Source organism: Pseudoalteromonas sp. S2893 (assembly GCF_005887105.1).
GTDB classification, from domain to species: Bacteria; Pseudomonadota; Gammaproteobacteria; order Enterobacterales; family Alteromonadaceae; genus Pseudoalteromonas; species Pseudoalteromonas atlantica.
The window spans coordinates 94,303-119,030 of the sequence record NZ_PNCY01000011.1 but is presented as its reverse complement, the minus strand read 5'-3'; the positions used below and the strand labels follow the sequence as shown (position 1 = coordinate 119,030).

22 protein-coding genes and 1 riboswitch are annotated in these 24,728 nt (G+C 41.1%); of the genes, 11 read left to right on the top strand and 11 right to left on the bottom strand.

Annotation, left to right across the window (positions count from 1 at the left end):
- Nucleotides 1-27: 27 nt before the first annotated feature.
- The 7 genes from greA to CWC04_RS07135 all read left to right on the top strand — a co-directional run bounded on the left by greA (nt 28) and on the right by CWC04_RS07135 (nt 6,526).
- A complete protein-coding gene (gene greA / locus CWC04_RS07165) occupies nt 28-504 on the top strand; it encodes a transcription elongation factor GreA (RefSeq protein WP_126007487.1) in 477 nt (158 codons plus the stop codon).
- Nucleotides 505-858: 354 nt separating this feature from the next.
- Nucleotides 859-1,917, top strand: a complete 1,059-nt coding sequence (locus CWC04_RS07160) for a S66 family peptidase (RefSeq protein WP_126007485.1) — start codon at nt 859-861, stop codon at nt 1,915-1,917.
- A gap of 67 nt (nt 1,918-1,984) precedes the next feature.
- Nucleotides 1,985-2,166: riboswitch (FMN riboswitch) on the top strand.
- A 224-nt stretch (nt 2,167-2,390) separates the two neighbouring features.
- Nucleotides 2,391-3,044, top strand: a complete 654-nt coding sequence (gene ribB / locus CWC04_RS07155; protein WP_138685008.1) for a 3,4-dihydroxy-2-butanone-4-phosphate synthase — start codon at nt 2,391-2,393, stop codon at nt 3,042-3,044.
- Between the two features lie 189 nt (nt 3,045-3,233).
- A complete protein-coding gene (locus CWC04_RS07150) occupies nt 3,234-3,746 on the top strand; it encodes a cupin domain-containing protein (RefSeq protein ID WP_138685007.1) in 513 nt (170 codons plus the stop codon).
- A complete protein-coding gene (locus tag CWC04_RS07145; RefSeq protein ID WP_029774289.1) occupies nt 3,733-4,866 on the top strand; it encodes an L-dopachrome tautomerase-related protein in 1,134 nt (377 codons plus the stop codon). Before CWC04_RS07150 ends, CWC04_RS07145 begins: the two co-directional genes overlap by 14 nt.
- A gap of 178 nt (nt 4,867-5,044) precedes the next feature.
- Complete coding sequence (gene grxB, locus CWC04_RS07140) at nt 5,045-5,677, top strand: glutaredoxin 2 (RefSeq protein WP_054983119.1); 633 nt, start codon at nt 5,045-5,047, stop codon at nt 5,675-5,677.
- 264 nt (nt 5,678-5,941) lie between these two features.
- Nucleotides 5,942-6,526 (top strand): class I SAM-dependent methyltransferase, encoded by a 585-nt coding sequence (locus CWC04_RS07135; RefSeq protein ID WP_054983120.1) that lies wholly within the window; start codon nt 5,942-5,944, stop codon nt 6,524-6,526.
- Nucleotides 6,527-6,578: 52 nt separating this feature from the next.
- Here the strand turns inward: CWC04_RS07135 and CWC04_RS07130 are convergent, their stop codons facing one another.
- From CWC04_RS07130 to CWC04_RS07115, 4 genes are all read right to left on the bottom strand, one after another.
- Complete coding sequence (locus CWC04_RS07130; RefSeq protein ID WP_054983121.1) at nt 6,579-7,232, bottom strand: nitroreductase family protein; 654 nt, start codon at nt 7,230-7,232, stop codon at nt 6,579-6,581.
- 75 nt (nt 7,233-7,307) lie between these two features.
- On the bottom strand, nt 7,308-8,099 hold the full coding sequence (locus tag CWC04_RS07125) for a glycine betaine ABC transporter substrate-binding protein (RefSeq protein ID WP_138685006.1): 792 nt from the start codon (nt 8,097-8,099) through the stop codon (nt 7,308-7,310).
- Complete coding sequence (locus tag CWC04_RS07120; RefSeq protein ID WP_138685005.1) at nt 8,096-8,650, bottom strand: thioredoxin family protein; 555 nt, start codon at nt 8,648-8,650, stop codon at nt 8,096-8,098. Before CWC04_RS07120 ends, CWC04_RS07125 begins: the two co-directional genes overlap by 4 nt.
- 52 nt (nt 8,651-8,702) lie before the next feature.
- Nucleotides 8,703-9,809 (bottom strand): L-dopachrome tautomerase-related protein, encoded by a 1,107-nt coding sequence (locus CWC04_RS07115; protein ID WP_138685004.1) that lies wholly within the window; start codon nt 9,807-9,809, stop codon nt 8,703-8,705.
- A gap of 456 nt (nt 9,810-10,265) precedes the next feature.
- On the opposite strand from CWC04_RS07115, the gene CWC04_RS07110 reads away from it, so the two are divergent.
- Nucleotides 10,266-11,201 (top strand): LysR family transcriptional regulator, encoded by a 936-nt coding sequence (locus tag CWC04_RS07110; RefSeq protein WP_138685003.1) that lies wholly within the window; start codon nt 10,266-10,268, stop codon nt 11,199-11,201.
- Between the two features lie 13 nt (nt 11,202-11,214).
- Nucleotides 11,215-11,559 carry a VOC family protein gene (locus tag CWC04_RS07105; RefSeq protein WP_138685002.1) on the top strand — a complete coding sequence of 115 codons (345 nt, stop codon included), beginning with the start codon at nt 11,215-11,217 and terminating at the stop codon, nt 11,557-11,559.
- Between the two features lie 45 nt (nt 11,560-11,604).
- Here the strand turns inward: CWC04_RS07105 and CWC04_RS07100 are convergent, their stop codons facing one another.
- From CWC04_RS07100 to CWC04_RS07080, 5 genes are all read right to left on the bottom strand, one after another.
- Entirely contained in the window at nt 11,605-12,495 is an 891-nt protein-coding gene (locus CWC04_RS07100) for a dienelactone hydrolase family protein (protein ID WP_138685001.1), read from the bottom strand.
- A gap of 106 nt (nt 12,496-12,601) precedes the next feature.
- Nucleotides 12,602-13,621, bottom strand: coding sequence for an alpha/beta hydrolase (locus CWC04_RS07095; protein WP_138685000.1), 1,020 nt, complete (start codon nt 13,619-13,621; stop codon nt 12,602-12,604).
- Between the two features lie 276 nt (nt 13,622-13,897).
- Nucleotides 13,898-15,694, bottom strand: coding sequence for a SulP family inorganic anion transporter (locus CWC04_RS07090; RefSeq protein WP_138684999.1), 1,797 nt, complete (start codon nt 15,692-15,694; stop codon nt 13,898-13,900).
- A 330-nt stretch (nt 15,695-16,024) separates the two neighbouring features.
- Nucleotides 16,025-19,174 carry an efflux RND transporter permease subunit gene (locus CWC04_RS07085; RefSeq protein WP_138684998.1) on the bottom strand — a complete coding sequence of 1,050 codons (3,150 nt, stop codon included), beginning with the start codon at nt 19,172-19,174 and terminating at the stop codon, nt 16,025-16,027.
- Entirely contained in the window at nt 19,171-20,352 is a 1,182-nt protein-coding gene (locus tag CWC04_RS07080; RefSeq protein ID WP_138684997.1) for an efflux RND transporter periplasmic adaptor subunit, read from the bottom strand. The genes CWC04_RS07085 and CWC04_RS07080 overlap by 4 nt, the downstream gene beginning before the upstream one ends.
- A 168-nt stretch (nt 20,353-20,520) precedes the next feature.
- On the opposite strand from CWC04_RS07080, the gene CWC04_RS07075 reads away from it, so the two are divergent.
- Complete coding sequence (locus tag CWC04_RS07075) at nt 20,521-20,784, top strand: YkgJ family cysteine cluster protein (RefSeq protein ID WP_138684996.1); 264 nt, start codon at nt 20,521-20,523, stop codon at nt 20,782-20,784.
- Between the two features lie 687 nt (nt 20,785-21,471).
- Here CWC04_RS07075 and CWC04_RS07065 read toward each other — a convergent pair.
- On the bottom strand, nt 21,472-23,325 hold the full coding sequence (locus CWC04_RS07065) for a TonB-dependent receptor plug domain-containing protein (RefSeq protein ID WP_138684995.1): 1,854 nt from the start codon (nt 23,323-23,325) through the stop codon (nt 21,472-21,474).
- A 176-nt stretch (nt 23,326-23,501) separates the two neighbouring features.
- Between CWC04_RS07065 and CWC04_RS07060 the strand changes: the two genes are divergently transcribed.
- Nucleotides 23,502-23,990 carry a peptide-methionine (S)-S-oxide reductase gene (locus tag CWC04_RS07060; RefSeq protein ID WP_138684994.1) on the top strand — a complete coding sequence of 163 codons (489 nt, stop codon included), beginning with the start codon at nt 23,502-23,504 and terminating at the stop codon, nt 23,988-23,990.
- 125 nt (nt 23,991-24,115) lie between these two features.
- Here CWC04_RS07060 and CWC04_RS07055 read toward each other — a convergent pair whose 3' ends face one another.
- Nucleotides 24,116-24,688, bottom strand: a complete 573-nt coding sequence (locus CWC04_RS07055) for a DUF4136 domain-containing protein (protein WP_138684993.1) — start codon at nt 24,686-24,688, stop codon at nt 24,116-24,118.
- Nucleotides 24,689-24,728: the final 40 nt, after the last annotated feature.

Genomic DNA, 24,728 nt, shown 5'->3' with positions numbered 1-24,728 from the left:
TAGGCCTTGGTGTTAAGTGAGAAAAGTATGCAATCAATTCCGATGACAGTTCGTGGCGCAGAGTTACTGCGCGAAGAGCTTAACGAATTAAAAACAGTTACCCGTCCTAAAATCGTAAATGATATTGCGATTGCACGTGAACATGGTGACTTAAAAGAAAACGCTGAATACCACGCTGCGCGTGAGCAACAGGGTTTTTGTGAAGGCCGTATTCAAGAAATTGAAGCTAAGCTTTCAAATGTGCAAATTATTGACGTAACTAAAATGCCTAATACAGGTAAAGTTATTTTTGGTACTACTGTCACTATTGTAAATGTAGAAACAGATGCCGAAGTAACCTACCGTATTGTGGGTGATGACGAAGCAGATATTAAAAGTAACTTAATTTCTGTTAACTCACCGATTGCGCGCGGTTTAATTGGTAAACAAACAGATGATGCTGTGACCATTAAAACGCCTAAAGGCGACGTTGAGTACGAAATCATTGACGTTGAGTATCTTTAATATTTAGCTCACAGTAATGTACTAGCAAAAACCGATGCAATTGCATCGGTTTTTTTATGCCTAAAAACTAGCTAATGCCAACTTACCCTCATAAACCGCATATATAACACCACCCCTCAAAATAGATTATTTAATTAAACGGATTGGCATTAGTAGATTGCTATAAAAAGCGCGCGCCATTACCCGTTAAAAAATTTATAAATAAAATGGTGACTGCATAAATGCTAAACACACTCTACGCTTATTCATATTGCATAAAGACTGTGCGTGTTGATATAGGTACATTCATATAGGTAATGTGTAAATGCATAACGGCTTTTACACAGTGGAATCACTTTATTAAAAGGAACATTCATGGCTAATATACTTTATCCAGCGCCTTTAAAAGTAGGCTCTAAAATTGCTATTTGCTCGCTTTCGTCGGGCTTAAAAGAAAAATACCATGCACGATTAGATAGAGTGATAGACGGTTTAAAACACCGTGGTTACGAGGTAGTAGAAGGGGAGTTTTTACGCCAAAATAAACCCCGCGATGAATTAGATGCAAAAGCGCATGCCAAGCAATTAATGGGCTTTTTGCTAGATGATGAGGTTGCCGCCATTATGCCGCCAATGGGCGGAGAGCTGGCGATGGAAATTTTGCCACTGCTCGATTTTAACGCCATAAAAGAGGCCAAACCTAAATGGCTGGTGGGCTTTTCTGATGTGAGCACAATTGCCTGTGCACTTACGGCTAAGTGCCAATGGGCAACACTTCATAGTGCCAACCTAATGCAGCTTCACCCTGATGAAACAAACCCCTACAGCTTACAAATTTTTGAAACCATTACCTACGAGTCGGGAAGTAAATTTGAGCAAGGACCTTCTGCTTATTATCAAAAAAATAAACCCAATTACGCACAAAACCCCGATGAGCTGCTAGCGCCAAGCGAGCCTACCCAGTGGCAGTGCCTCAATTACACCGATGAGCGCACAATAGAGATGTCTGGGCGCTTATTTGGCGGTTGCCTTGATACGGTAGGATTATTGCTGGATTCGCCATTTTTAGCATTGCACGACTTTAAAAAACACAGTGCGAACGAAGGGCTAATTTTATACCTAGAAAATTCAGAGCTTACCCCTACAACCGTGGCACGATTTTTACTGTCGCTCAAACTTGCCGGTGTATTTGATGATATTAACGGCCTTATTTTAGGGCGCAGCGAAATAACACAAAGTCATCACGATGCATTTGATTACCGCCATGCGCTAGATGTGGCATTGGGTGGGTGTTTATTCCCGGTAATAATAGATGCTGATATTGGCCATGTGCAGCCAAATTTAAACTTAGTTAATGGCGCAAAATGCTCACTCACGGCCGATATTAACCAAGGTAACGTACTCAATGCCTCACTAAACACTGAACTTATTTAACGTTTATTTTTGAATAACGTATAAATACACGCGTATAATGCGCAGGCCGTGAACAGATAACTTCACGGTACATTCTCAGGGCGGGGTGAAATTCCCCACCGGCGGTATGTTTTACTCATTAGTTTTTGAATAAAACGAGCCCGCGAGCGCTTTATTTAATAATCGTTTTTTAATGTATTAAATAAAGGTCAAGCAGATCTGGTGAGATGCCAGAGCCGACGGTTATAGTCCGGATGAAAGAGAATATAGCTTGTAGCGTATGCAAACACGTGGCCTGTGGCTGCGTGTTTAATACCAATTCGCAATAATACTTAATCATTTTGAGCGACACGTTTTTCCAACCTCAAAATAAATCACTTAATTAAGCGGATTGGTATAAGCTGTTTAGTGGCAAAAAGTGCGCAATTTAGTTTGTGTGTTTTGCCATGCCTTTCAGTGTCCTGAATCTATTTATTTTTATGTGGAATATAATAATGATTCAGTCTTTACTTAGCCAATTTGGCGAAAGCCACACCCGCGTAGAAAACGCCATCGCTGCTTTGCAGCAAGGCCAAGGCGTACTTGTTGTTGATGACGAGAACCGCGAAAACGAAGGTGATTTTGTTTTCTCTGCCGAGCATTTAACCACCCAACAAATGGCGGAAATGATCCGCGAAGGCAGCGGTATTGTGTGCCTGTGTATGGGCGATGAGCGTATTAAGCAGCTCGAGCTACCGCAAATGGTAACTCACAACACCAGCCAAAATAATACAGCCTACACAGTCACAATAGAGGCTAAACACGGTGTTACAACCGGCGTATCGGCAGCCGATCGAGTAACAACGATTAAAGCCGCCACAGCCGATAGCGCCAAACCCAGTGATTTATCGCGCCCAGGCCATGTATTTGGCTTAAAAGCACAAACAGGTGGGGTTTTAGTTCGCCGCGGCCACACCGAGGCATCTGTTGATTTAATGCAGCTGGCTGGTTTAAAACCGTTTGGAGTTATTTGTGAATTCACTAATCCTGATGGCACCATGGCGCGTTTACCACAGGTAAGTGATTATGCTAATAAACACAGCATGACAGTGGTAACGATTGAAGACTTAGTACAGTACATACAAATGCAAGAATTAAAGGTCAGTTAAGCGTTTTTAAGCATTACCTAAGTAAAACCCAGCTTTATTGCTGGGTTTTTGTTTTGTAATAAGTAATTAATTACTCGTTTTTATTTGAAAATGTTTCTTGCCTAGGCGGCTTTTTCAAAAATCCTCAGCCTGTAAACTTTGCCTAAATAGTCAGTGCAACCGCACACAGTTTATTATTTAGGTGAAACTATGAAAATTAACACGCTTTTACTAGCAACTGCTTTAACAAGCAGTGGCGTATGGGCAGCGCAAAGTAAACTTGAACAGCAAATAACGCCTGCACCCCAAATGGGCATAATGGATAGTTATAATCAGCACATTACCAACGCCCCTTTTTTACTTAATCTCGACAGCCAACCCAAAGAGCAAATGGGTCCATATTTAACACGTCAATATTTTCATGGTACGCAATCAACGTTTGTAAAATGGGTGGCTAAAAAAGGCGGCAAAGTACCGCTTCATAAACACCCAAATGAACAAGTGACGTGGATCATGTCAGGCGAGGCTAAAGTGTTTTCTGGCGGTAAACAATACCTTATGAAAGCGGGTGACATGATGGTAATACCGGCCAATGTACCGCACGAATTTCACTTTATCCAAGATACGGTGGATATTGATTTTTTTGCACCAGCTCGTCAAGACTGGATAGACGGCACAGCTAATTACATTAAGAAAAGTAGGGCAAATTATGTTTTTAAATAAATCTAAATTAGGGCTAAGCGCTATAGCCTTGCTAATAAGTGCCTCGGCTTTTGCAAATGACACGGTACCCGCTGAGGTTTACGCACAAACCGACGGTGCTGTGGGCGGTATTACGTATACACAAAACAAGCGCTTTATTTTTAGTTATCACCCTTTTTATAACCCAAAAGTAAAAGTGGGGGAGCTTTTAAAAAGTGGTGATGTGGTGCCATTTCCTAATGCGCAAATGCAAACCCCTTATAAAAGTGATGGCAGCTTAAAAAATCCCGCTAACTATTTAAATTGGGTATTAGGGGTAAGGGCTGATGACAGAGGTAATGTCTGGATACTCGACTCAGGTCAGGCGCAACCGCGTATTACGCCAAAGCTGATAGCATGGGATGCGCTAAACAATAAGCTTAATAAAATTATTTACTTACCTAGCCCTATATCGGTTGCTCAATCTCAACTTAATGATTTAGCTATATCGAGCAAATACAATACATTGGTGATCGCTGATGAAGGTATTGCAGATGGCGGAAATGGCAAGCAAGCCGCCCTTATTATCGTTAATACTAAAACAGGTAAGAGCCGGCGAGTACTGCAAGGTCACGAAAGTGCATTACCCGATTACACAATGCCAATAATGATTGATGAAGGGACTGATAACCAAAAGCAACTTAATGCCTTTATTGGGGCCGATGGCATTGTGCTTGATAACGCGCAGCAATGGCTTTACTTTGCTCCGCTTAATAAAAAGTATGTTTACCGTATTAAAATGGCCGACATTGCTAACGAGCAATTAACCGATAAACAACTAGGCGAACGTGTAGAGCAATACGCACAAAAACCAGTAAACGGTGGTTTAAGTATTGATGCTGATGATAATTTATATTTAACCATAGTGGGTGAGCGTACTGTGGGCGTTATTGATGCCAAAACACGTACGTACCGTGATTACACGTACGATAAAAACATGATTTGGCCTGATGGTGTAAGCATTGGACCAGAGGGTTACATGTACACCGGCGCTGCGCAATTGCCGCTTTCGGCACAACTTAATAACGGCAATGCTCAAAATAAAGCACCTTATTATATATTTAGATTTAAACCTTTAGCTGAGGGCGTAATAGGGCGCTAACTATAATGTGTAAATTAAGCACGCCTTTATGGCGTGTTTTTTTATTTTATTTACTTTTTAAAGCGTGATTATCAATTTTTACAAGATAAAGTTTCAACCTAAATGCGGTTTTTCTGCGCTGACTATTTGGGTATCTTACGGGCATAGGTACTTAACCCGCTTTAGGCTTTAATTAATTATGAAACTATACAGTTACTCTCATTGTCCTTTTTGTGCGCGTGTTAAATATGTAGCAGGTAAATTAGGCATTAAGCTTGATGACGTTGTACTTGATTACGACGACACTGAAACACCAACAAAACTAATTGGTAAAAAAATGGTACCTATTCTTGAAAAAGATGACGGCACTGTTATGGGTGAAAGTAACGAAATTATTAGCCTGTTTATTGAACTTGCTGGCTCTAGCGAATCAAACAAGCCAACGCAAGGGGCTATTGAGTGGCAAGGTGGCTCGTTTGCGCCTTTATTGCAAATTGGTTTGCCGCGCTGGCCATTACTTGATTTAAAAGAGTTTAAAACAGAATCTAGCCGCATAGCGTGGGAAGATAACAAGCAATCAACAGAGCTTAACTTTGTAAACCTAATAGCATCAACTCCTGAGATCGTTTTACAAGTAAATGAATTTTTAATTGGCACCGAAAAACAGCTCAATATTAATAATGGTAAAACGTCATTAAGCTTGCTTGATAGCGCTATTTATTTTTCTATATTACGCGGTTTATATTGCGAGCCAACCATTACCTGGCCAGAGCAATTAAACCAATGGATGAACTATCAGGCATTAGAATCTCATGTGCCGTTATTAAGATAGCGAATACTGAAAAAGTTTTAACAGCCAGTACGACTCCCTTCGTATTGCCTTCTTTTGGCCGGTGACCTCGTCACTGGCTTTTTTTATTTAGCTCTGAAAATCCCCCCTTTTAATCCAGCACTTAGCAGTGTGCGTGAGCATGGCTGAGTAGTATATTAACAACATTAAAAAATTAGTTACCTATTTACACTACATATTATTAGTGGAATTATTAAGCAGGCTTATTCAACGCTATGAATACGCAAAATAATACCAGGAGCTATTATGTGGGATGAAAGGTATAACACTCAGCAATATGCTTATGGCAAACAGCCAAACGATTTTTTAGCTGAGCACTATAAGCAATTACCTAAAGGCAATGTTATTAGCTTAGCCGAAGGTGAGGGACGAAATGCGGTATTTTTAGCAAAAATGGGTTACAGCGTTACCGCGGTTGATGGCTCAAAAGTAGGGCTTGAAAAAGCGGCAAAGCTTGCCAAAGAGCACAACGTAAACATTGAGCTAGTACACGCCGATTTAGCGAAGTTTGATTTTGAAAAAGAAAAATGGGATGCAGTAGTGTCTATTTATTGCCCTTTACCAAGTGCCGTGCGTTCAGCGGTATATAAGCGCGCTGTTAAAGGTTTAAAGCCAGGTGGGGTGTTTTTACTTGAGGCCTATACGCCTGAGCAAGTAAATTATAATACCGGAGGCGGCCCAAGTGTCGATACTAAAACCTCAAAAAGCGATTTACAAGATGACTTAACCGAGCTTAGCTTTATACATTTAGAAGAGCTAAAGCGAGAAGTGTTTGAAGGCACATACCACACAGGTTTAGCGTCGGTACTGCAAGCTATTGCTAAAAAATAAAATGAATATAAAAGCTTAGCACTCATTAGCGCTAAGCTTTTTTAATAGGTTTTTATAAAACCTGAATAACTTGCTCTTTTGCTAAGCGAGATTTAGGTAACTTAGCGTTATAATCTTCAGTGTCATCGTGGTAGCCAAGTACCAATGCTACATCACAAATATAGCCATCGAGCTCTTGTTCAAACACTTCACCAATAAGCTGTGCATCTACACCTTCCATAGGTGTTGAATCAACGCCTAAGCGTGCTGCGGCGTGCATTGTGTTGCCCAGGGCAATGTAAGTTTGCGCTTTGGTCCACATTGCATTGTTGCCTTGCTCATCGGTATTCATATCAACAAAAGCAAACGCACCAAATGCTTGTTCGCGGTTTTCACTTTGAGTACGGCCATTTTTAATGTCTGCATCAATGACTTGTGCGTAGTCATCACGTTTATATTTAGGGTTGTAAGCAAATAAAATAACGTGTGATGCAGTTTTAATATGCGGCTGATTAAATTGAAATTTATTAGCAAACGTAGAGTGCATACGCTCTTTAGCTTCGTCTGACTCAATAACAATAAATTTCCACGGCTGCGAGTTAATAGATGAAGGAGAAAGACGCATAGCTTCGTAAATTACATCTAGATCATCTTGAGGAATACGCTTGGTTGTGTAGCGTTTAGTTGTATAACGTTTTTCTAAATCATTAATAATTGGATGGGTCATGGTTATCTCCGTTAAGTGGCTATTTTAGCCAAGTAGTGTCTATATTGAGCCTTTTTTAAAAAAACAAAGCACAAATTACTTTTTAATTGGATTGTTATTAAGCCAATTACGCGTTACGTCATCGAGTGGTTGTAAGTTTTTGCATACTTTATAGTCAAGCTCGGCAATGATCTCATTTGAAAAGCGTAATTTATCAAGGGTGTTTAACTGTGCTTGGTTAAACAGCGCTTGTTTATCTTCACGTAGGAGTAAAACAGCTCTATCAACAACGCCTAGTAATCCTTGTGGTTCTTTAAGCTCACGTATTGTGTGCTTGTAATGCAAAAATTGTGGCTTCCATAACGGCACTACGCACCAGGTTTGGGTGGCGACGGCGTTTTCAAACGCGCTAAAACAGTCATGCTCTGTGCCGGTTAAAAACTCATACCCTGCGCTCGTCAGCCCATATTCTTTCATCATATTAATAGAAAAACGGGTAATACCAGCACCGGCATTAATGCCCTGAATTGTTTTTTGCATTTTTGTAAGCACGTCTGGTTTTAACAAATCACTAATTTCGTTCACTGCACTTTGCGGTACGTAATCTGGTACGCCCCAGTGTGCATAAGGCTCATAATGTAAGCCAAGCTCAACGAGTGGCATAACTTGTTCAACATCGGCTTTATAAATACCGTGGCTTGAAGGCAGCCATGCTGAGGCGAGTAAATCTACTTCACCAGATTTAAGGTTTTTAAAATTATCTTGATGCGGCGCATAAATGCGCTCAACGTTAAAGCCCATATCAGTTAAAACATGGCTCACTAAAGAGGCCGTTACATGATGAAACGATAAATCGGTTACGCCCAATTTTAAATGTACTGTACTCATAATGAATTACTCCATTTTATAGAGCAGCCCATGCTGGGTGTTTGCTGCTCAGGACCTTTGCCTGTGGCCGCAATTTGGCGCATGGCATTAACTAACTCAGGAGTGCGATGTGCATCGTTACTCATTTTTGCATCGTCTAAGCGGCCACGGTATTGCAGTGCCCCATGTTTATTGAAACCAAAAAAATCAGGCGTGCAAACCGCGCCATACTGTTTGCCTACGCGTTGGTTTTCATCAACAAGGTAGGGAAACAAAAAGCCGTGCTGCTTAGCAAATTTTTCCATATTAGCTGGGGAGTCAGCAGGGACGCTTTTATAGTCGTTCGACATAATAGCTAACACATTTATACCTTCGTTTATTAATAACGCGGTATCTTCGCTTAAGCGCCTTGCAATACGTTGCACATAAGGGCAATGGTTACAAATAAACATGATTAACAAGGCGCTTTCGCCAAGGTTATCGGCTAAGTTAAAAGACTCACCTTGCGGGTTTTTTAACGTAAAGTTGGGTGCTTGCCAGCCAAAGTCACAAATAGGGGTATCCAGTAGCATAACTTAACTCCTAAAAAGCCAGCGGGTATGGCTGGCTTATAAAAATAATTAATTATTTTTGATTAAAGCGAAAACGCGTTAATACGTAAGGTGGTTTTGCATTACCAAAGTCTTGGCTAAATGCAGGGTGCTGGTGAAGCTGATCTTGTGTTACATAAATCCAACCATTGCTCACTGCTAGGCTATCAGGCCATGATAATCGTTTGTCTTGAACAATTATTTCGTAGTGGCCTTTAGTCGTTAAACCAATGGCATTGTTTTCAAGGTCGGTTACTAAAATACCGCCACCTGGCGCGTAGGTCATGCCATCGCTTGGGTTTTTAGGGCCAAACACTTCAATGCTTTTTGCTTTTTTAGCATCTGAATACGTGCTATCAGCGAGCGTTTTTGCCGGAATACGGTAAATACTTGTGCCTGTAAATGCGCCAAAGTATACCCATTCGTTTTTATCATCAATGGTAATTGGGTTTAAACCAAAACGTAGGTTTGTTGTTTCACCTTTTGCTGATTTAGATGCAACAGGAGAGGCTTCTATGACAATATCGCGCTCCTCTGGCATTAGCTTAGCATTGCCCTCAAGTACACGCGTTGATTCGCCGGTTTTTAAATCAACAACAATAAACGCAGGTTTAGTGGCGCCCATAAAGTTACCAAAAGACATATCGGCAATGTAAATTTTGTCGTTACGTTCATCAATAACAAAGTCTTGTAAAAACGAGTTATCAAGTACAGCGTCTTTATTTAATTCAATGGTATTAACTAAGGTATTGGCAACGCTGTCCCAAGCAATTAGTTTTGGAGCTACTTGCTCGCTGCCCATGTCTAAAATCCACACCACACCTTTGCTGTCGCTATGTACGCCAATTACGGCTGCAAGGCCTACTTTGCCAAGCTCGGGGCCGTCAGCCCAATCTTCGCTAGGGAAAGGTTGTTGAGCACCGTTTGCCATAATTTCAACTACTCGCGTTTTTGGTGCATCAAGCGGATGCATGCTTACAATCATTCGCCCTGCAGGTGTTATAGTTATACCTGCGCCGCGATATTTATTAAAAGTAGTCACCGTTTCAAGGGGGCCAACGTCTGCTGCATAGGCGCTTGAAAAAGCACTTGTGGCTAATGACAGGGTTGCTATTGCTAAGGTGGTTTTTAATCGTTTCATACTGTGATACCCGTTATGCTAAAAAATAGAGTAAAGCGATTTTAATAGCCTAAATGACTTCGCTTGCGATGAGGTGAATAATAGGTGAGAATTTTTATGTAATAAACAGGGTAATAATTGAATCTTTATCAAATAATATTAGTTAATTAAAAGGGTGAGCGCTCGCTTTAAACAAGTTTGCTTTTTAAACATACTATTAATGCCCAAAAGCTGGGTTTACTAATAAACGCCCTAAAGATTGTCCTAATTTAATAAATAGTGGTTAGTGACTAGCTGTTGGGTACAGTGTAATATTAGCCTTTATATTGATAAACCGCGCAATAGATAAGCATTGTCAAATATAAATAGACAATAAATTACTTTTTGATTGCTCAATACACTGTAAGCAAACCTAAAGCGCTTAATTTTGCCAAAAATAATAATTAAATTATTAAGTTGATAATGGATTAATACACAATGCTTTTAGAAGACTTACAGGTAATTTTAAAAGTGGCAGAGTTTAAAAGTATTACTGCTGCAGCATCAAATTTAGATATGCGCACCGCCACAGCAAGTGCTGCTGTTAAAAGGGTAGAGCAGGCTTTAGGTTTTGAACTATTTATACGCACCACTCGCCATTTAAGGCTTTCTGCAGCCGGCGAGCGTTACATTCCGCAATGCCAGCAAGCAATGGCAATGCTTGAACAAGCCAAAAATACACTTAAAAGCGATGACGATATAATTGATGGCGAGCTGCGTATTGCGCTTTCTTCTGATTTAGGGCGCAACATTGTGATCCCCTGGCTTGACGAGTTCATGCAAACCCACACTCAGCTCAGCTTGCGCGCCAATATAAGCGACAGTAATATCGACTTTTATCGTGACTCGGTCGACATTGCACTGCGTTATGGTAAACCTAACGATGCCAGCATGTACGGTTTTAAAATCTGCGACGTACCGCGTATTTTATGCGCAGCACAAAGCTACCTTGATACACATGGCACGCCTGCTCATCCACATGATTTAACTGAACATAAAGGGCTGTTTTATCAACTGCAAGATATAATTAAAGATGTATGGGTATTTAGCGATGCCAGCGAAGAGTTTAAAGTAAAATTGCACGGTGGCCATGCGGCTAACGATGGCGATTTAGTAAGGCGCTGGTGTGTGTCGGGCAAGGGGCTGGCGGTTAAATCGTGCTTAGATATGTCTAATGAATTACTTGCCGGTAATGTCATAAGTGTTATGCCAAACTTTAAACCCACGCCTACAGAGCTTTGGTTGGTGTGCCCAAGTAGGCAGTCAATCACTCCAGCGGTGCGCTTACTTCGCGATGCCTTTAGAGAAAAAAGCGCCGGTATTTTAAAAGCCCTTATTGCAAAAGGGATTATTGATAAAAGCGTGCTTGGCTAATGAAGGACTGATAATGCAAGTTGATGATATTAGAGTGTTTGTACCGTGTAAAAATTATCAGGAATCGCGCGACTTTTATAAGGCGCTTGGCTTTACTATTGAGCCTGCATCAGCTGATTTAAGCATAGCAACATCAGGTGAATGTAGTTTGTTTTTACAACGTTACTACAACCAAGAATTTGCTGAAAATTTAATGCTGCAAGTGTGCGTATTAAATATATACGAAGCCTTTAACACTATTAGTAAGTTAACTCACTTTGATATTCGCTATGAAGGGATAAAACAAGAGCCGTGGGGTAAAGTGATTTATTTATGGGGACCATCTGGTGAGCTTCTACACATTACAGAGCTCAATTAACTTAAAAAATGCCACCCATTTTAAGCTGGTGGCATTACCTTATTATTAACTTAGTTTTTCATTAAAAAACGCTAAGGTACGCTGCCAAGCAAGTTCTGCTTTTTGCTCATCATAACGCCCAGTAGAGTCGTTATGGAAACCATGATTAGCGCCTTCGTACATGTGCATAATGTACTCAACATTGTAAGCTTTTAAGCTTTTTTCATAATCAGGCCATGTAGCGTTAACGCGTTTATCAAGCTCACCTAATTGAATCATTAAAGGCGCTTTTATATTTTTGTGCAGTGACTCACTGGCAGGTGTGCCATAAAAAGGCACGCCCGCGCTCAGTAAGTCACTCTCAACCGCTGCTAAGTAATTAACAATGTAACCACCAAAACAAAAGCCTACAGCTCCCAGTTTGCCGTTACTATTCGAATGATTTTTTAAAAAGTGAGCCCCAGCTACAAAGTCGTTTTGAATTTTAGCTCTGTCCATGGTTTTTTGCATAGCGCGGCCTTCATCGTCATTGCCTGGGTAGCCACCAAGCGCAAAGAGTGCGTCGGGTGCAAAGGCAATAAAGCCTTTTTTGGCTAAGCGCCTTGCTACATCTTTAATATATGGGTTTAAACCACGGTTTTCGTGAATAACTAATACAACCGGCAGTTTACCTTCAATTTTGCTAGGTACAGCTAAGTAGCCTTTGCCTTTACCATGCCCGTTTGGCGAATCAAATTCTTCGTAGGTGGCTTTAATATCATCATCGTTAAATGATACTTGCTCTGCAAACGCATAATTAGGTAACAGGGCACTGGTTAGTACGCTCATTGAAAAACCAAGTGCAGCTAACCCACCTAGTTTTTTCATAAATGTACGTCGGTCCATTAAACCGTGGGCGTATTCGTCGTACCAATCAAAGGCTTCTTGCGGGATATGATCTGATTGCGGGGTATTCATGGCTGCTCCTTAACTTTATTATGTATATTTATTATTTAAATACCATAACGTATTAGGGATAAAAAACGAGCAATATTTTTCTCAATTATTAGGAATGTTGGCAAAGTTATCCATCAAGCAAGGAAAGGAGCACATTCCTTTGCTGTGTGGAAATTAAAGAAACCATTTCAATGTGATTTAAATCTTTTACCTCATACATGCTCACTTTTGAGTTGTTAAGAGTAAGCAACCTATTATATGGACTCACTTTGTCTGTATTACTTGAAAAGATGTAAGTTTGCCTAGCATGCGGGGTCTTATTTAGATTATTTAATATGTCGAGTTTAGTAAGAGGTACTTCACTTTTTTCAATTATCTTAGCCGCGACTTCGTTTAAATAATCATCGCCTAATAGTTTGCTATAAATAGGGTGTGATAAGTTAGCAATTGTGTTTAGTGCGGCCTCAAAATTAATCATTGGGGCATAAAGTATATGCTTACTAATATTCAGCTTAGATGCCAACTCAACTCCCGCAATTGCGCCCATTGAGTAACTAATTAAGGAAATATCAGTGTAGTTTTCTTTATTTACATAATTGACTAGCACATCAAGCGAGTTTAAACCAAATCTAAACTTCTCGTATTGATTACTTGCAGGCATCACTATCACATTTTTTCCAGTGACATGGCTAAGCCATCTTGCTTGCATGGTGTAAATCAAGCTATCTACGCCATACCCAGGAAAGATAATTAAAAGCCCGCTATTTTGGTTGTTTGGTAAATTATCTGAAGTAAGTTGGTATTCAAAAACCTCATCTTCAGTGCTTCCTCCAACAATCAAACTTAACGAAAGTGTATTGCCATCGAGTAGGTAGCTTTCGATATCCTTAGGTGAGATAAACCTAAAATCAAGACAATCTACTTCGCTGCTACAGTAATGGGTTTGTACTCCAGATAAAGCGATAGAGCTCTCAAATTCTTTAGGGAGAACTTTCTGCGGAGGCTTAGTTATTTGATAAGCAATATAGCTCTGGCACCCACTTAAAAAAATAACTAAAGAAATAATCAGTATGTATAAGCGCATTAAAGTCCCTTTAATTTTCAAGCTAAAATTTTTTTGATTAATTAATGCCTGACTTCCCTTCATCTACGCCTATCAAAAAGTCGAGCCCTACAAATGTGAACGATATAGCAATGAAGCCAAATAGCATTAAGTTACGGTTATTCTTTTTAAACCAAGTGTGGTTAACACATCAAAAACAATAAATAGAATAAGTTGTACGAGTGGCATAGTTACATCCTTTTATGCGTGGGTGTCCATATACGTGCCTAACTTACCAGCTTAAAATAATTTAAACAATTGACTTAAAAATAAAAAGCTCGGGAAATTCCGAGCTTTTTAGTGAGTTACCTAAGTGACGTGTTACGCCATAGCGTCGTTGGTTACAGGGTATTTAGGGCCTTCAACAATGTTAACCTCAACTAAATCACCGGCTTTTTGTAATAACTTGGCAGACTCTGGGCTCAAATGGCGCAAATACAACGTTTTATCTAATGCTTTATAACGCTCACTTAAACCATGTATGGCTTCAATACCTGATTGGTCGCACACTCTGGCATTGGCAAAATCTATACACACTTTTTGTGGGTCGTTATGTGGATTAAACCCTTCTTTAAACGAGGTTATTGAGCCAAAAAATAGATTACCCGTTACTTGATAGGTTTTTTCGCTTTGCGATTCATCACTACATTGAATACGGATTTCTTTTGCAGAGTTCCATGCATAAACCAAGGCAGAAATAACAATACCTATGCCTACGGCTACGGCTAAATCGAGCAATACGGTAACGGTAGATACCACAATAATGATAAATATTTCAGACTTTGGAACACGGCCAAATAAGCGCAAAGATGACCACTCAAACGTAGCAATAACCACCATAAACATAACGCCAATTAAAGATGCCACCGGTATCATTTCAATTAAGCTTGGAAAAAACAAAATAAATACCAGCATAAATAAAGCGGTAGCAATACCTGCAGCACGCCCTCGTCCGCCTGAGTTTAAACAGACCATGCTTTGACCAATCATGGCGCAGCCACACATGCCACCAAATAAACCGCTTAAAATATTGCCCGAGCCTTGCGCTACGGACTCACGATTACCTTGCCCGCGGGTTTGTGTTATTTCATCAATAAGCGAAAGCGTCATAAGGGTTTCTATTAGCCCCACAGATGACAAAATAAGCGCAAGCATGAGCACGGTAATAAGCGCATCGAGCGAGTCGCTATTGGTTAAATCCCAACTAATTTGCGGAAAGTGAAAACTCGGTAATGCACCTTTTAAACTGCCATCAAGTGGGTCGATGGTTTCTTTTAAGCCCTCAGCTACTTTTTGCGCTTCGTTTTCTTGCCATTTAGCCGTAATTTGCGCATCGGTTGGGCGCTCAAGCGCAATATTTTGCGCCACTTCGCTGTATTGCCCATGAGGTACTTGATTTTTTATAGCTGCAAAGTTTTCAGTAATGATCTCTTTTTCAATCATTGAAGTACGCTGCGTGTGCACAACATCGCTAACAAGTTTTGACTCAAGTGGCGTAAAGGTGACCAGCGCTGTACATACTGCTATTGCAGCAAGAGGGGCAGGAATTGCTTTAGTATAGCGCGGTAAAAAATACACAATTGCCATGGTTAACGCAATTAGCCCCATCATGGTAAGCATAGCTGGGCTGGTTAGTTGCATCCAATCGCCTGCGTAGGTAAACATATCGTGTTGCTTATCGTAAACTACGCGAACGTTTTCTTTAAATTGGCCAAATTGCGCCATACCAATCACAATAGCTAAGCCATTTACAAAGCCAAGCATTACAGGGTGAGGTAACAGCCTAATAAATTTGCCCATTTTAAAAGCGCCAAACACAACTTGTAGCACACCGGTTAATACCACGGCGGCCAGCAAGTACTCCAGCCCAAACATAATAATAAAGGCGGTGGTGACTACAGCCATAGAGCCAGCAGCACCCGAAATCATACCTGGGCGGCCGCCAAACACGGCGGTAATAAAGCCAACAAAAAACGAGCCATAAAGCCCCATCATTGGGTCAATTCCCGCTACAAAGGTAAACGCAACAGCTTCGGGAATGAGCGTAAGCACAGCGGTTAAGCCGGCTAATACATCATTTTTTAAATTAGCGCTGCGTTTGCTTATTAAATCAAACATAGGGTTCCTTAGGGTGCATAAATAAACTAGATGCCATAGCGCTTTAAGCGGATAGCAGTATGTTTAGGTGTTTTAAATTAATTATTAGAGCTAAGTGGAGGGCACTTAACTGACAAGCGGCTCAAAACCATTGCGGTGTGAGCTTAATGCTAAGCAATAAAATTATAATGCGTTAGCGATGCTTTAAATTGAGGGCGCATAATACGCTGATATAATTAAAATAATTACCCATAATTTATTTGAAACACTTTATAAAAACTATTAATAATGCAGGCAATAAAAAGCTCGGCGTATTAGGCCGAGCTTTAATGGTTGGGAGAGAAACTTTAATTATTTTGCAGTGGGTGTCGGTTGAACACTTATAGGTTGCGATTTACCAAGTAGCTTACGGGTAAGGCGCTTAGCGTCTTCTAGTGCTACGTATTGGCAAGGTATAAGTATTAAAGTAATTACCGTGGCAAATAGCACACCAAAGGCCAGCGATACCGCCATAGGAATAACTATTTTAGCCTGTAAGCTGGTTTCCATAATAATTGGCATTACACCAATAAATGTAGTGATTGAGGTAAGCAATATAGCTCTAAAGCGCTTTGCACCGGCCTGCATAACGGCCTGTTTTACGGCCATGCCTTCTGCGCGTGCTTTGTTTACAAAATCAACCATTACGAGAGAGTCGTTTACGACTATGCCCGCTACCGCAATAATGCCAAACATAGACAGCCCGCTCATGGTCATACCTAATATTACGTGACCAAACATTGCACCTACTACACCAAATGGAATAACCGACATAATAATAAGCGGCTGCGAGTAAGAGCGAAGCGGAATGGCCAATAAGGCAAATATAATCATCAGCGATATAGCAAAGTCGCGTAACTGCTCATCGGCGCTGTCCATTTCTTCTTGTACGCGCCCAGCCACATTACTTTTAACGCCTGGGTAGCTTTTAAGCAATGAAGGTAAATAGGTATCGCGAATTTCTTGTGCAATAGCAAATGGCTCAACTTGGTCAGTATTTACTGCTGCCCACACATTAACAGTACGGTTTGAGTTTTCACGGCGAATACGGTTTACACCATCTACTAGCCTAACTTCGGCTACTTCGCTTAACGGTACTTCTGCGCCGGTTGGGGTAATAATACGCGCACTTTGAATGTTGCTAATTGAGTTACGCTCGCTTTCTGGGTAGCGTATCATTACTTTAATTTCTTCACCTTCGCGTAAAATACGCTGTGCTTCTAATCCGTAGTAACTAAAGCTTACTTGCGATGCAGCATCGGCAAGTGTAAGTCCCATGCTGTACGCCAGTGGTTTTAAATCAAGCTGTACTTCGTCGGTGGCACTTTGCAGTGAGTCGTTTACATCGCCTACACCTTCCATGCTTTGTAGTTTAGCTTTTAATTTACCAGCTACTTCTTTTAGCTCATCGGCATCTTTGCCTTGTAGCCTAAAGCTTACGTCGCCGTCATCACGTCCGCCGCTAAAAATATTATCTTGAATATTAAGCGTTTTAACACCTGGAAGCGGGGGCATTTGTTCGCGCCACAGGGTGCTTAATGCAAAGGTGTCGATAGGGCGCAAGTGTGGCTCTACTAAAATAGCCATAATGTTTGCTTGAGTACGCCCACGTAAGCTTACCGATAAATCGCGGATCATGCTTTGGCCATATTGCTCTTCAAGCTCTTTATCTACTTTGAGTAATACATCTTCTATTTTACGAGCCGTTTCAAGGGTGGCTTGCTCCGAAGAGGCCAGGTTCATTTCAAGCGTAATACGCGGAAAATCATGCGGTATTTTAGGGTTAGGCACAAACTTAACTAAGCCGCCTGCAAACATACCTGCACTGACTATTAATATACATAAAAAGCCAATAATTACGGTATAACGATAATGTATACAATGACCTATAAAAGGCGTGTAATAGTTTTGTACAAAGTGTTTTAAGCCACTATCAACCACATTACGCAGTTTATGTAATGGGTTTTTAGGGTTAGGTTTACGTGGGTTCATGGCTGCAATATGCGCAGGTAATATTAGCTTTGATTCAATCAGCGAGAAAATCAAACACAGTATAATAACCACACCAATGGCTTTAGAAAACGCAGCGCCCGGGCCCGATGCCATAGCTTGCGGTAAAAACGCCGCGATAGTGGTTAAAACCCCAAAAGTGGCAGGCATTGCAACGCGCTTAACTCCGCGAATAACATTATCAAGGCTATGGCCGTGTTTTTCTATTTCGGCACTGGCAGACTCACCCACGACTATGGCATCGTCGACCACAATGCCAAGCACAATAATAAAGGCAAATAACGACACCATGTTTATGGTGATGTCTAAAAAGCCAATTGGCATAAACAAAAAGGCACCTAGAAAAGACACCGGTAAGCCCATCATTACCCAAAAAGCTAAACGCAGCGGTAAAAACAGTGCCAGCACTATCATTACTAAAATACCGCCCCATACCATGTTGTCGATCATCATATCGAGTCGACCTTCAAGGTAGTAAGTTAAATCAACAATAGGGGAGAGCTTTACGCCTTGTGGAAGCTTCGATTGTTTTTCTGCCATGTAGCCTTTAAGAATTTTAGCTACATCGGTAATGTCTTGATCTTTTGAGGCATCTACTTCAAACGTGAGTGAGTTTTTACCGTTATATTTAGAGTAAAGTAAGCCTTCTTCAAAGCCATCATTAATCGTTGCTACATCGCCTAAGTTAATCTGTGCGCCATCGGCAAGCGTTATAAGCGGAAGCTTTGCAAATTCACCACCACGGTAGGCTTGTTTTTCAACACGCATTGAAATATAGCCAGTGTCAGAGCGAATTTGCCCTGCCGACATATTGGTAGAAAAATTTTGCACCGCACTTGAAACATCTCTAAAAGTTAGGCCATATTCACGTAGTTTGTCGGGGCTTATCTCTATGCCTATTTCGTAATCTAGGCCACTGTAAAAGTCGACTAAATTAACGCCAGGCAAGGCGAGTAGTTCATCTTTTATGTCGTTACCTAGCTCTTTAAGCTGGTAGTAACTCATGTCGCCATAAAGCGCGAGGATCATCACCTCTTGCTGAAATTTTTCACGCTGAATAACAGGGCGCTCCATTCCTGCCGGAAAGGTATTGATAGAATCAACTTGCGCTTTTATTTCGTCTAGGGCTTCTTGTAGGTCGTATTTTTCTTCTATTTCTACCCACGCTTGCGCATAACCTCGGTTAGAGTAAGTGATTAAACGCTTTATACCCTCGGTACCCTCAAGGTTTTCTTCAATTTTTATCGTTATACCTTCTTCAACCTCTTGCGGGGCTGCGCCTGGGTATACCGCTTCAATACTCACCCAGTTACTTTCAAATTGCGGAAATGCCTGTTTACGAATTGTCAGCGCTGTTAAAAGCCCGCCAATAAGTATAAAAATCATGATGAGGTTTGCCGCCACTGGGTTACGTGCAAACCATGCAATTAAGCCTTTTTCTGAGGTACTCATGGTGTATCCTCTTTAAGTGCTAATTGAGTCACATCGCTTTTAGGCTCAGTGCCTTCCAGCTTAACCGCCATGCCTTCAGTTGGGTATTCAAGGGCAGAGGTAATAAGTTGCTCACCACTGTTTAGGCCTTGGTCCGCAATCACCATGCCGTTTTGTTCACGTACAATATTAAGCGTTTTAAAACTCAGGGTGTGATCGTCGTTTAAAATAGCAATTTTGTTATTTTTAACTAAATGGTGCGGCACTATAATCGCGTTATCAAGCGCGCGGCCTTTTATGGTGGCATTTATATAAGAGCCAAAACGCAGTGGTTTGGTGTTATCAGCGTACGGAGTTGGTAACTGAGCAACTAAATAGCTCATACGGCTGGTTTGATCAACCACACCTTCGCTTCGTACAATCTTGGCTTGCCATGTTGTTTGTTTGCCGGCAAATTCAGCATTAAGTGTAACCAATGCGCCAATACCGCCGTTATCTAGGTATTGCAGCTCTTTATCTGCAACCGGTAAACGCACCTCTGCAACCGAGGTAGCGCTTAGCTCGCCAAACTTGCTACCCGCACTAACCACCGAGCCTAAGCTAATGGTGCGTTGGTTTATTATAGCGTCGTAAGGGGCTTTGATGTACGTGCGTTCTAAATTACGTTTAGTGCGTTTTACACGGGCTTGGGCAGAGCGAAAGTTTGCCATTTTTTCTGCAAGTTGTGGTTTACGTAAATAAAGCTCCGATGCAATTGCATCGCTTGAGTCTGATTTAATACGTTCCCATTCGGCTTTAGCTACGTGAGCTTGCGCGCGTTCTATTTCAAGCGCTGAACTTGCTTGGGCAAGGCCTGCTTCGGCCTCAATTAAATCGGCCTCGTAATCATTTGGATCAATTCGTGCTAAAATATCGCCTTGCTTAACAAACGCGCCTTCAACAAATTGTTCGGCTACTGAAATAACTTGCCCGCTTACTTGTGCAACCAGCTCTGTACGGTCTTTAGGTTTTACTACGCCGTACGATTTAACATCGAGCGTTATTGCATCAATGTTTACGTTTTGCGCAGCAACAAGTGGGCGAGTGTCTTGTTCTGGTTTTTCTTCTGGTGGCGTTTTCATGGCTGAAAGGCCAAAAGCGAGTGCAATCCCGGCTGCTAAAACCGCGACTGGTAATAAAATTTGTTTTTTAGTAGCCACAAGGCATTCCTTCATATATTTGGTGACAAGGCAATAATACGCAATAAAGTGTTACAAGGCGTTTTAAGATGTAACAAAGCATTACATATGTGTATTACAGATAAATAATGGGCTAGGCAGGGTGTTAATTTAAATACAGAGGCCTGGCTTTAACTAACAGAGGTATTTATGAAAACAGTGCCTATGGCATGTCGCTTAGGCTGCGGCGCATGTTGCATTGCCCCAAGTATTAGCTCCCCAATCCCAGGAATGCCAAACGGTAAAAAAGCCGGAGAGCGTTGTATTCAGCTCGATGAGAACAATTTATGTAAACTATTTGGCGATGAAAGCCGCCCTAAAGTATGTAGCGATTTTAGCGCCACGCGCGATGTATGTGGGTCTACTAATGCAGAGGCTCTAGCGCTTATTACCGAACTTGAGCAGTTAACCTAGCTTACGAAGTTAATACACATATATTTACATTTATCTATTACTGAGTAATTTTTTAAGTAATTAAAAGCTGCGCTTTTCACGCGAGCAAGCTCTGCGTCTACCGCAAATGCGTAGATATATGGTTGTTTTGTAGACGTAAAGCTTGCTTACGTGACAGGCAAAGCCTGTAAAAGTGGTTTATTTACAAAGAGGGCAAGAGGCGCTGCGCTTTTAGAGGAAGAGATTAATTTTAATTAATAGTTGGCTTTTGTTTTCTCATTTACTACTCATTCGCTTCTCTTTGTGCTGCTTTTACTGGCTTAAGGCCATAAAGTGAATAACTCACAAAGAGGGCAAGAGGCGCGGGGCTTTTAGAGGAAGAGATTAACTTTAAGCAATAGTTGGTTTGTGTTTTCTCATTTACTGCCTATTCGTTTCTTTTTGTGCAACTTTTTAGCTTTGCTTTATATAAAAACGCGCTGCTTTTACTGGCTTAAGGCCATAAAGTGAGTAACTCACAAAGAGGGCAAGAGGCGCTGCGCTTTTAGAGGAAGAGATTAACTTTAAGTAATAGTTGGTTTGTGTTTTCTCATTTACTGCTCATTCGCTTCACTTCGTGCAATATTTTTTTCTAAAATAGCGCTTTTATAAAAAACACAGCGTCTACAAATCAAAGTATAAATTGAGCTTGTAAACGCCGCTTTGATTTTACCAACTATACGTTGCGCTTAACGTATATTGTTCACCGCGCCCTGGTGTACCAGGTATTTCTTCAAACGACTCAACCCATACGTTATCTGCCGCTAAAGTAATAAATAAATTGCGTAACTGAGGCGGGGTTATTTTAAGCGCGAGTTGGGTAAAAAGCGCGTTGTCGTCGCCGTTTCTAAGGGCGTTTTTGTGTTGTGTTCGCCATTCGTTATCTATTCTAAATTCTAAAATATCAGTTGGGTTATACACAGCGCCAAGTGTTAAACGGTGATCAGGAAAGTTTAACGCGTAAAAACTGGCATCAATATCGGCTGCGCCGTAGTTCTCTGATTTATGTAAATAGGTGTAGCTAGCAATAAGTTTTGCTGTATCAAAGTGCTTAGTCGCTAAAAATTCAACCCCTGCAGTATCTATATCAACCGGGTTTGCAAAGCGCGCCGAGGTAGAATCAAAATTAAAGGTCCAGTCGGTTAAGTTATTATCTTTTCGATAAAAAATAGCCGAGTTTAACTGCCAGCTTTGCTCTTCAAGTAATAAACCTAGCTCTAAGTTCGAAGTGGTTTCGCGCTCAAGGTTGTAGTTACTTCTAAATAATCCACCAGAATCGCTGCCGCCAATAGCTGTATAGCCTGCAACTTGACTCGCCTGCGCGTACGATAAATAAAGGCTTTGCGCTGTGCCGTCATTATTTTGGGTATTTAAGGTTATATCACCAATGGCAGATACCTCAGCGTCATCACGGTTTGTATCGTCATACGCAGCCCCTAAACGAAAAATAAGCTGTTGGTTAGCCTTTAGCGCCATTGTGTATTGGGGCAATACGCTCAACTTATAATATTTTCGTGAGGTAAAGTTGTTTTCAAGTGTGGTTGATTCAATAGAATCATCAATAAATTGTGCTGAGTAATTAATTGCAAACGCATTGCTTTGTGCATGGCGGCCGGAAAGAGCAAGCGATTTAACTTCACTTTTATGAAACGCTTCAAATGCACTTGGGTTTTCGCGCGAGTAAATATAGTGATCGTCATGGGTGCGGTAATACGCCGATACTTCAAAATTACTGTTTTTAGCGTAGTTTTGTTTGTGATTAAGCATCCAAAGGCGGGTTTCTAAATCTTCAGTTTCGTTAACGCCAAAAGGGGTATACAAGTTAGGCCAGCCAAAAAACTTATCCTGTGAGCCATAAAATAAATCGGTTTGGCTATGCTCGCTTGCTAATTGCACGCGAGCTGAGGCGCGCGAAAAGTCATGGTCACCATTATCAATAGTGCCATCACTTTGCGAGTGAGAATATTCACCTTCAAAACCTAAGGTATAGTCAGCTAAGCTATCAAGTTGTGTGTTTTTAGCAGCGTGAATACTTTGAAGATTAAAGTCGTTCGTACCAGTACCGAGCGATACACTACCGCCAGTAATAATCGGTTTCCAACCAAACGAAACCGTACCTACAGAGCTGTTCATACCGTACAGTGCGTTATCGGCACCGGTTAAAACTGCTGGGCCGCTTAGCATTTGCGGTGCAATGGGAATTTCAGCAAAATAATGACCAGATTGCGGGTCAAGCAGGGTAGCACTGCCTACTCTAAAGCCGGTGTTTTCAAAAATACCGCCACGAATAGTTACATCAGCTTGTGCCTCAGCCATATTTCGTGATTGAAGATCTACACGCGGATCGTATTCTAAATTAGAAATAGGCGAGTCAAATGTACCTACAGGCAGTTTATTCGCAGTAGGCGAAGCCTCCACTGTTATTTGCTCGATTGAAGAATCATCAGGTTGTGTATTGGCATAAGCAAATGGGGTAACACTGCATAAAAGGGCAGGTAATATAATGTGTGGTGTGCGGTTCATGTGTTTCTCGTCGTTTTTTATTTGTAGCTGCGGTTACAATTAATTTCAAAGCTCATATTTGAGCATGATAAAATAGCTAAATGTAACAGCAGTCATTTTGTGCGCGATTGTACATTAATTTGTTAATATCTGCATTTGATAACCATTCACACTTTACTCATTAGGTAGCATTTATAATGGATACTAAAGAACACAATACTATTTACTTTGCTGGTGGCTGCCTATGGGGCGTACAAGAGTTTATGAAACACTTACCAGGTGTTGTTAGCACACAGGCAGGGCGCGCGAATGGTTCAAGTAAAACTACAGATGGCGACTACGATGGTTACGCAGAATGCGTAAAGGTAATTTTTGACCTAAACGCCGTTAGCCTAAATAAGCTGTTTGACTACTTTTTTGAAATAATTGACCCATATAGCATTAATAAACAAGGGGATGACGTAGGCCCTAAATACCGCACTGCTATTTACAGCAAATACCAAGGCCATTTAGACGCAGCAAACAATTATATAAATAAGCGCAGTGATGCAGAAAAAGTTGTAGTCGGCGTTGAGCGGCTAACTAATTACGTACCAAGCGATCCTGAGCATCAAGACCGTTTAACCAACCACCCAGATGACTATTGCCATATACCTTTTGAGTTATTGTATAAGTATAAAGCGTAAATTTAACTCGGTATTGTAGACGTGCAGCTTGCTGACGTGATGAGCGCAGCTCATAATTATTTAAATCTGAAGTCCCAAAAATAAACACCCACAAAAAAGCTCACATACTGTGAGCTTTTTAAAACTTACTTAACGCTAATTTTAACTAACTGCTGCTTTTGCGGCGGGAAGTTGCTTAAAATATTAGCGACTGTTTCTTTAATTGATGCTTCGCGTTGCTCAGGCGATTGTTTTTTCTTTAAACGGCCTTCTTTTGCGCCGCGCCATACAAGTTGGTTTGATTCTCGGTCAATAATATCAATTACTAACGTACCCACTTCGTATTCGCGGGCGCTAATGTCGCGTTGAAAACCCGTACCCCAGTACCCCCAACGCGCGCCGTAGCCTACGTTAAAGCTGTCTACTTCTAGCTCTTTATCTACCGATGCATGGTAGTTAACTAGTACGTCAGCTTGGGCTGGGTCTACTAAGCTCATACCTAATGTTTGGCTAAGCTCATTATTAACGGCAGTACGTACACGTTTTTCCATTAAGCCGTTAATTTGGTAGTTTGTGGTGTCTTTGGTTAGGCTCGCGTTTTCTACCCAAGCAAATGTTTTAAAATTACTAAAGTTGGCTGATTTGTCGTAATCCCAGTCAGGGGTTTGCGTACAGGCTGTAAGTAATGTCAGCGCTGCAACAATAAGTATATTTTTCATTACCTTTGCTCCAATAAAATGCGTTAATTTAAAATAACAC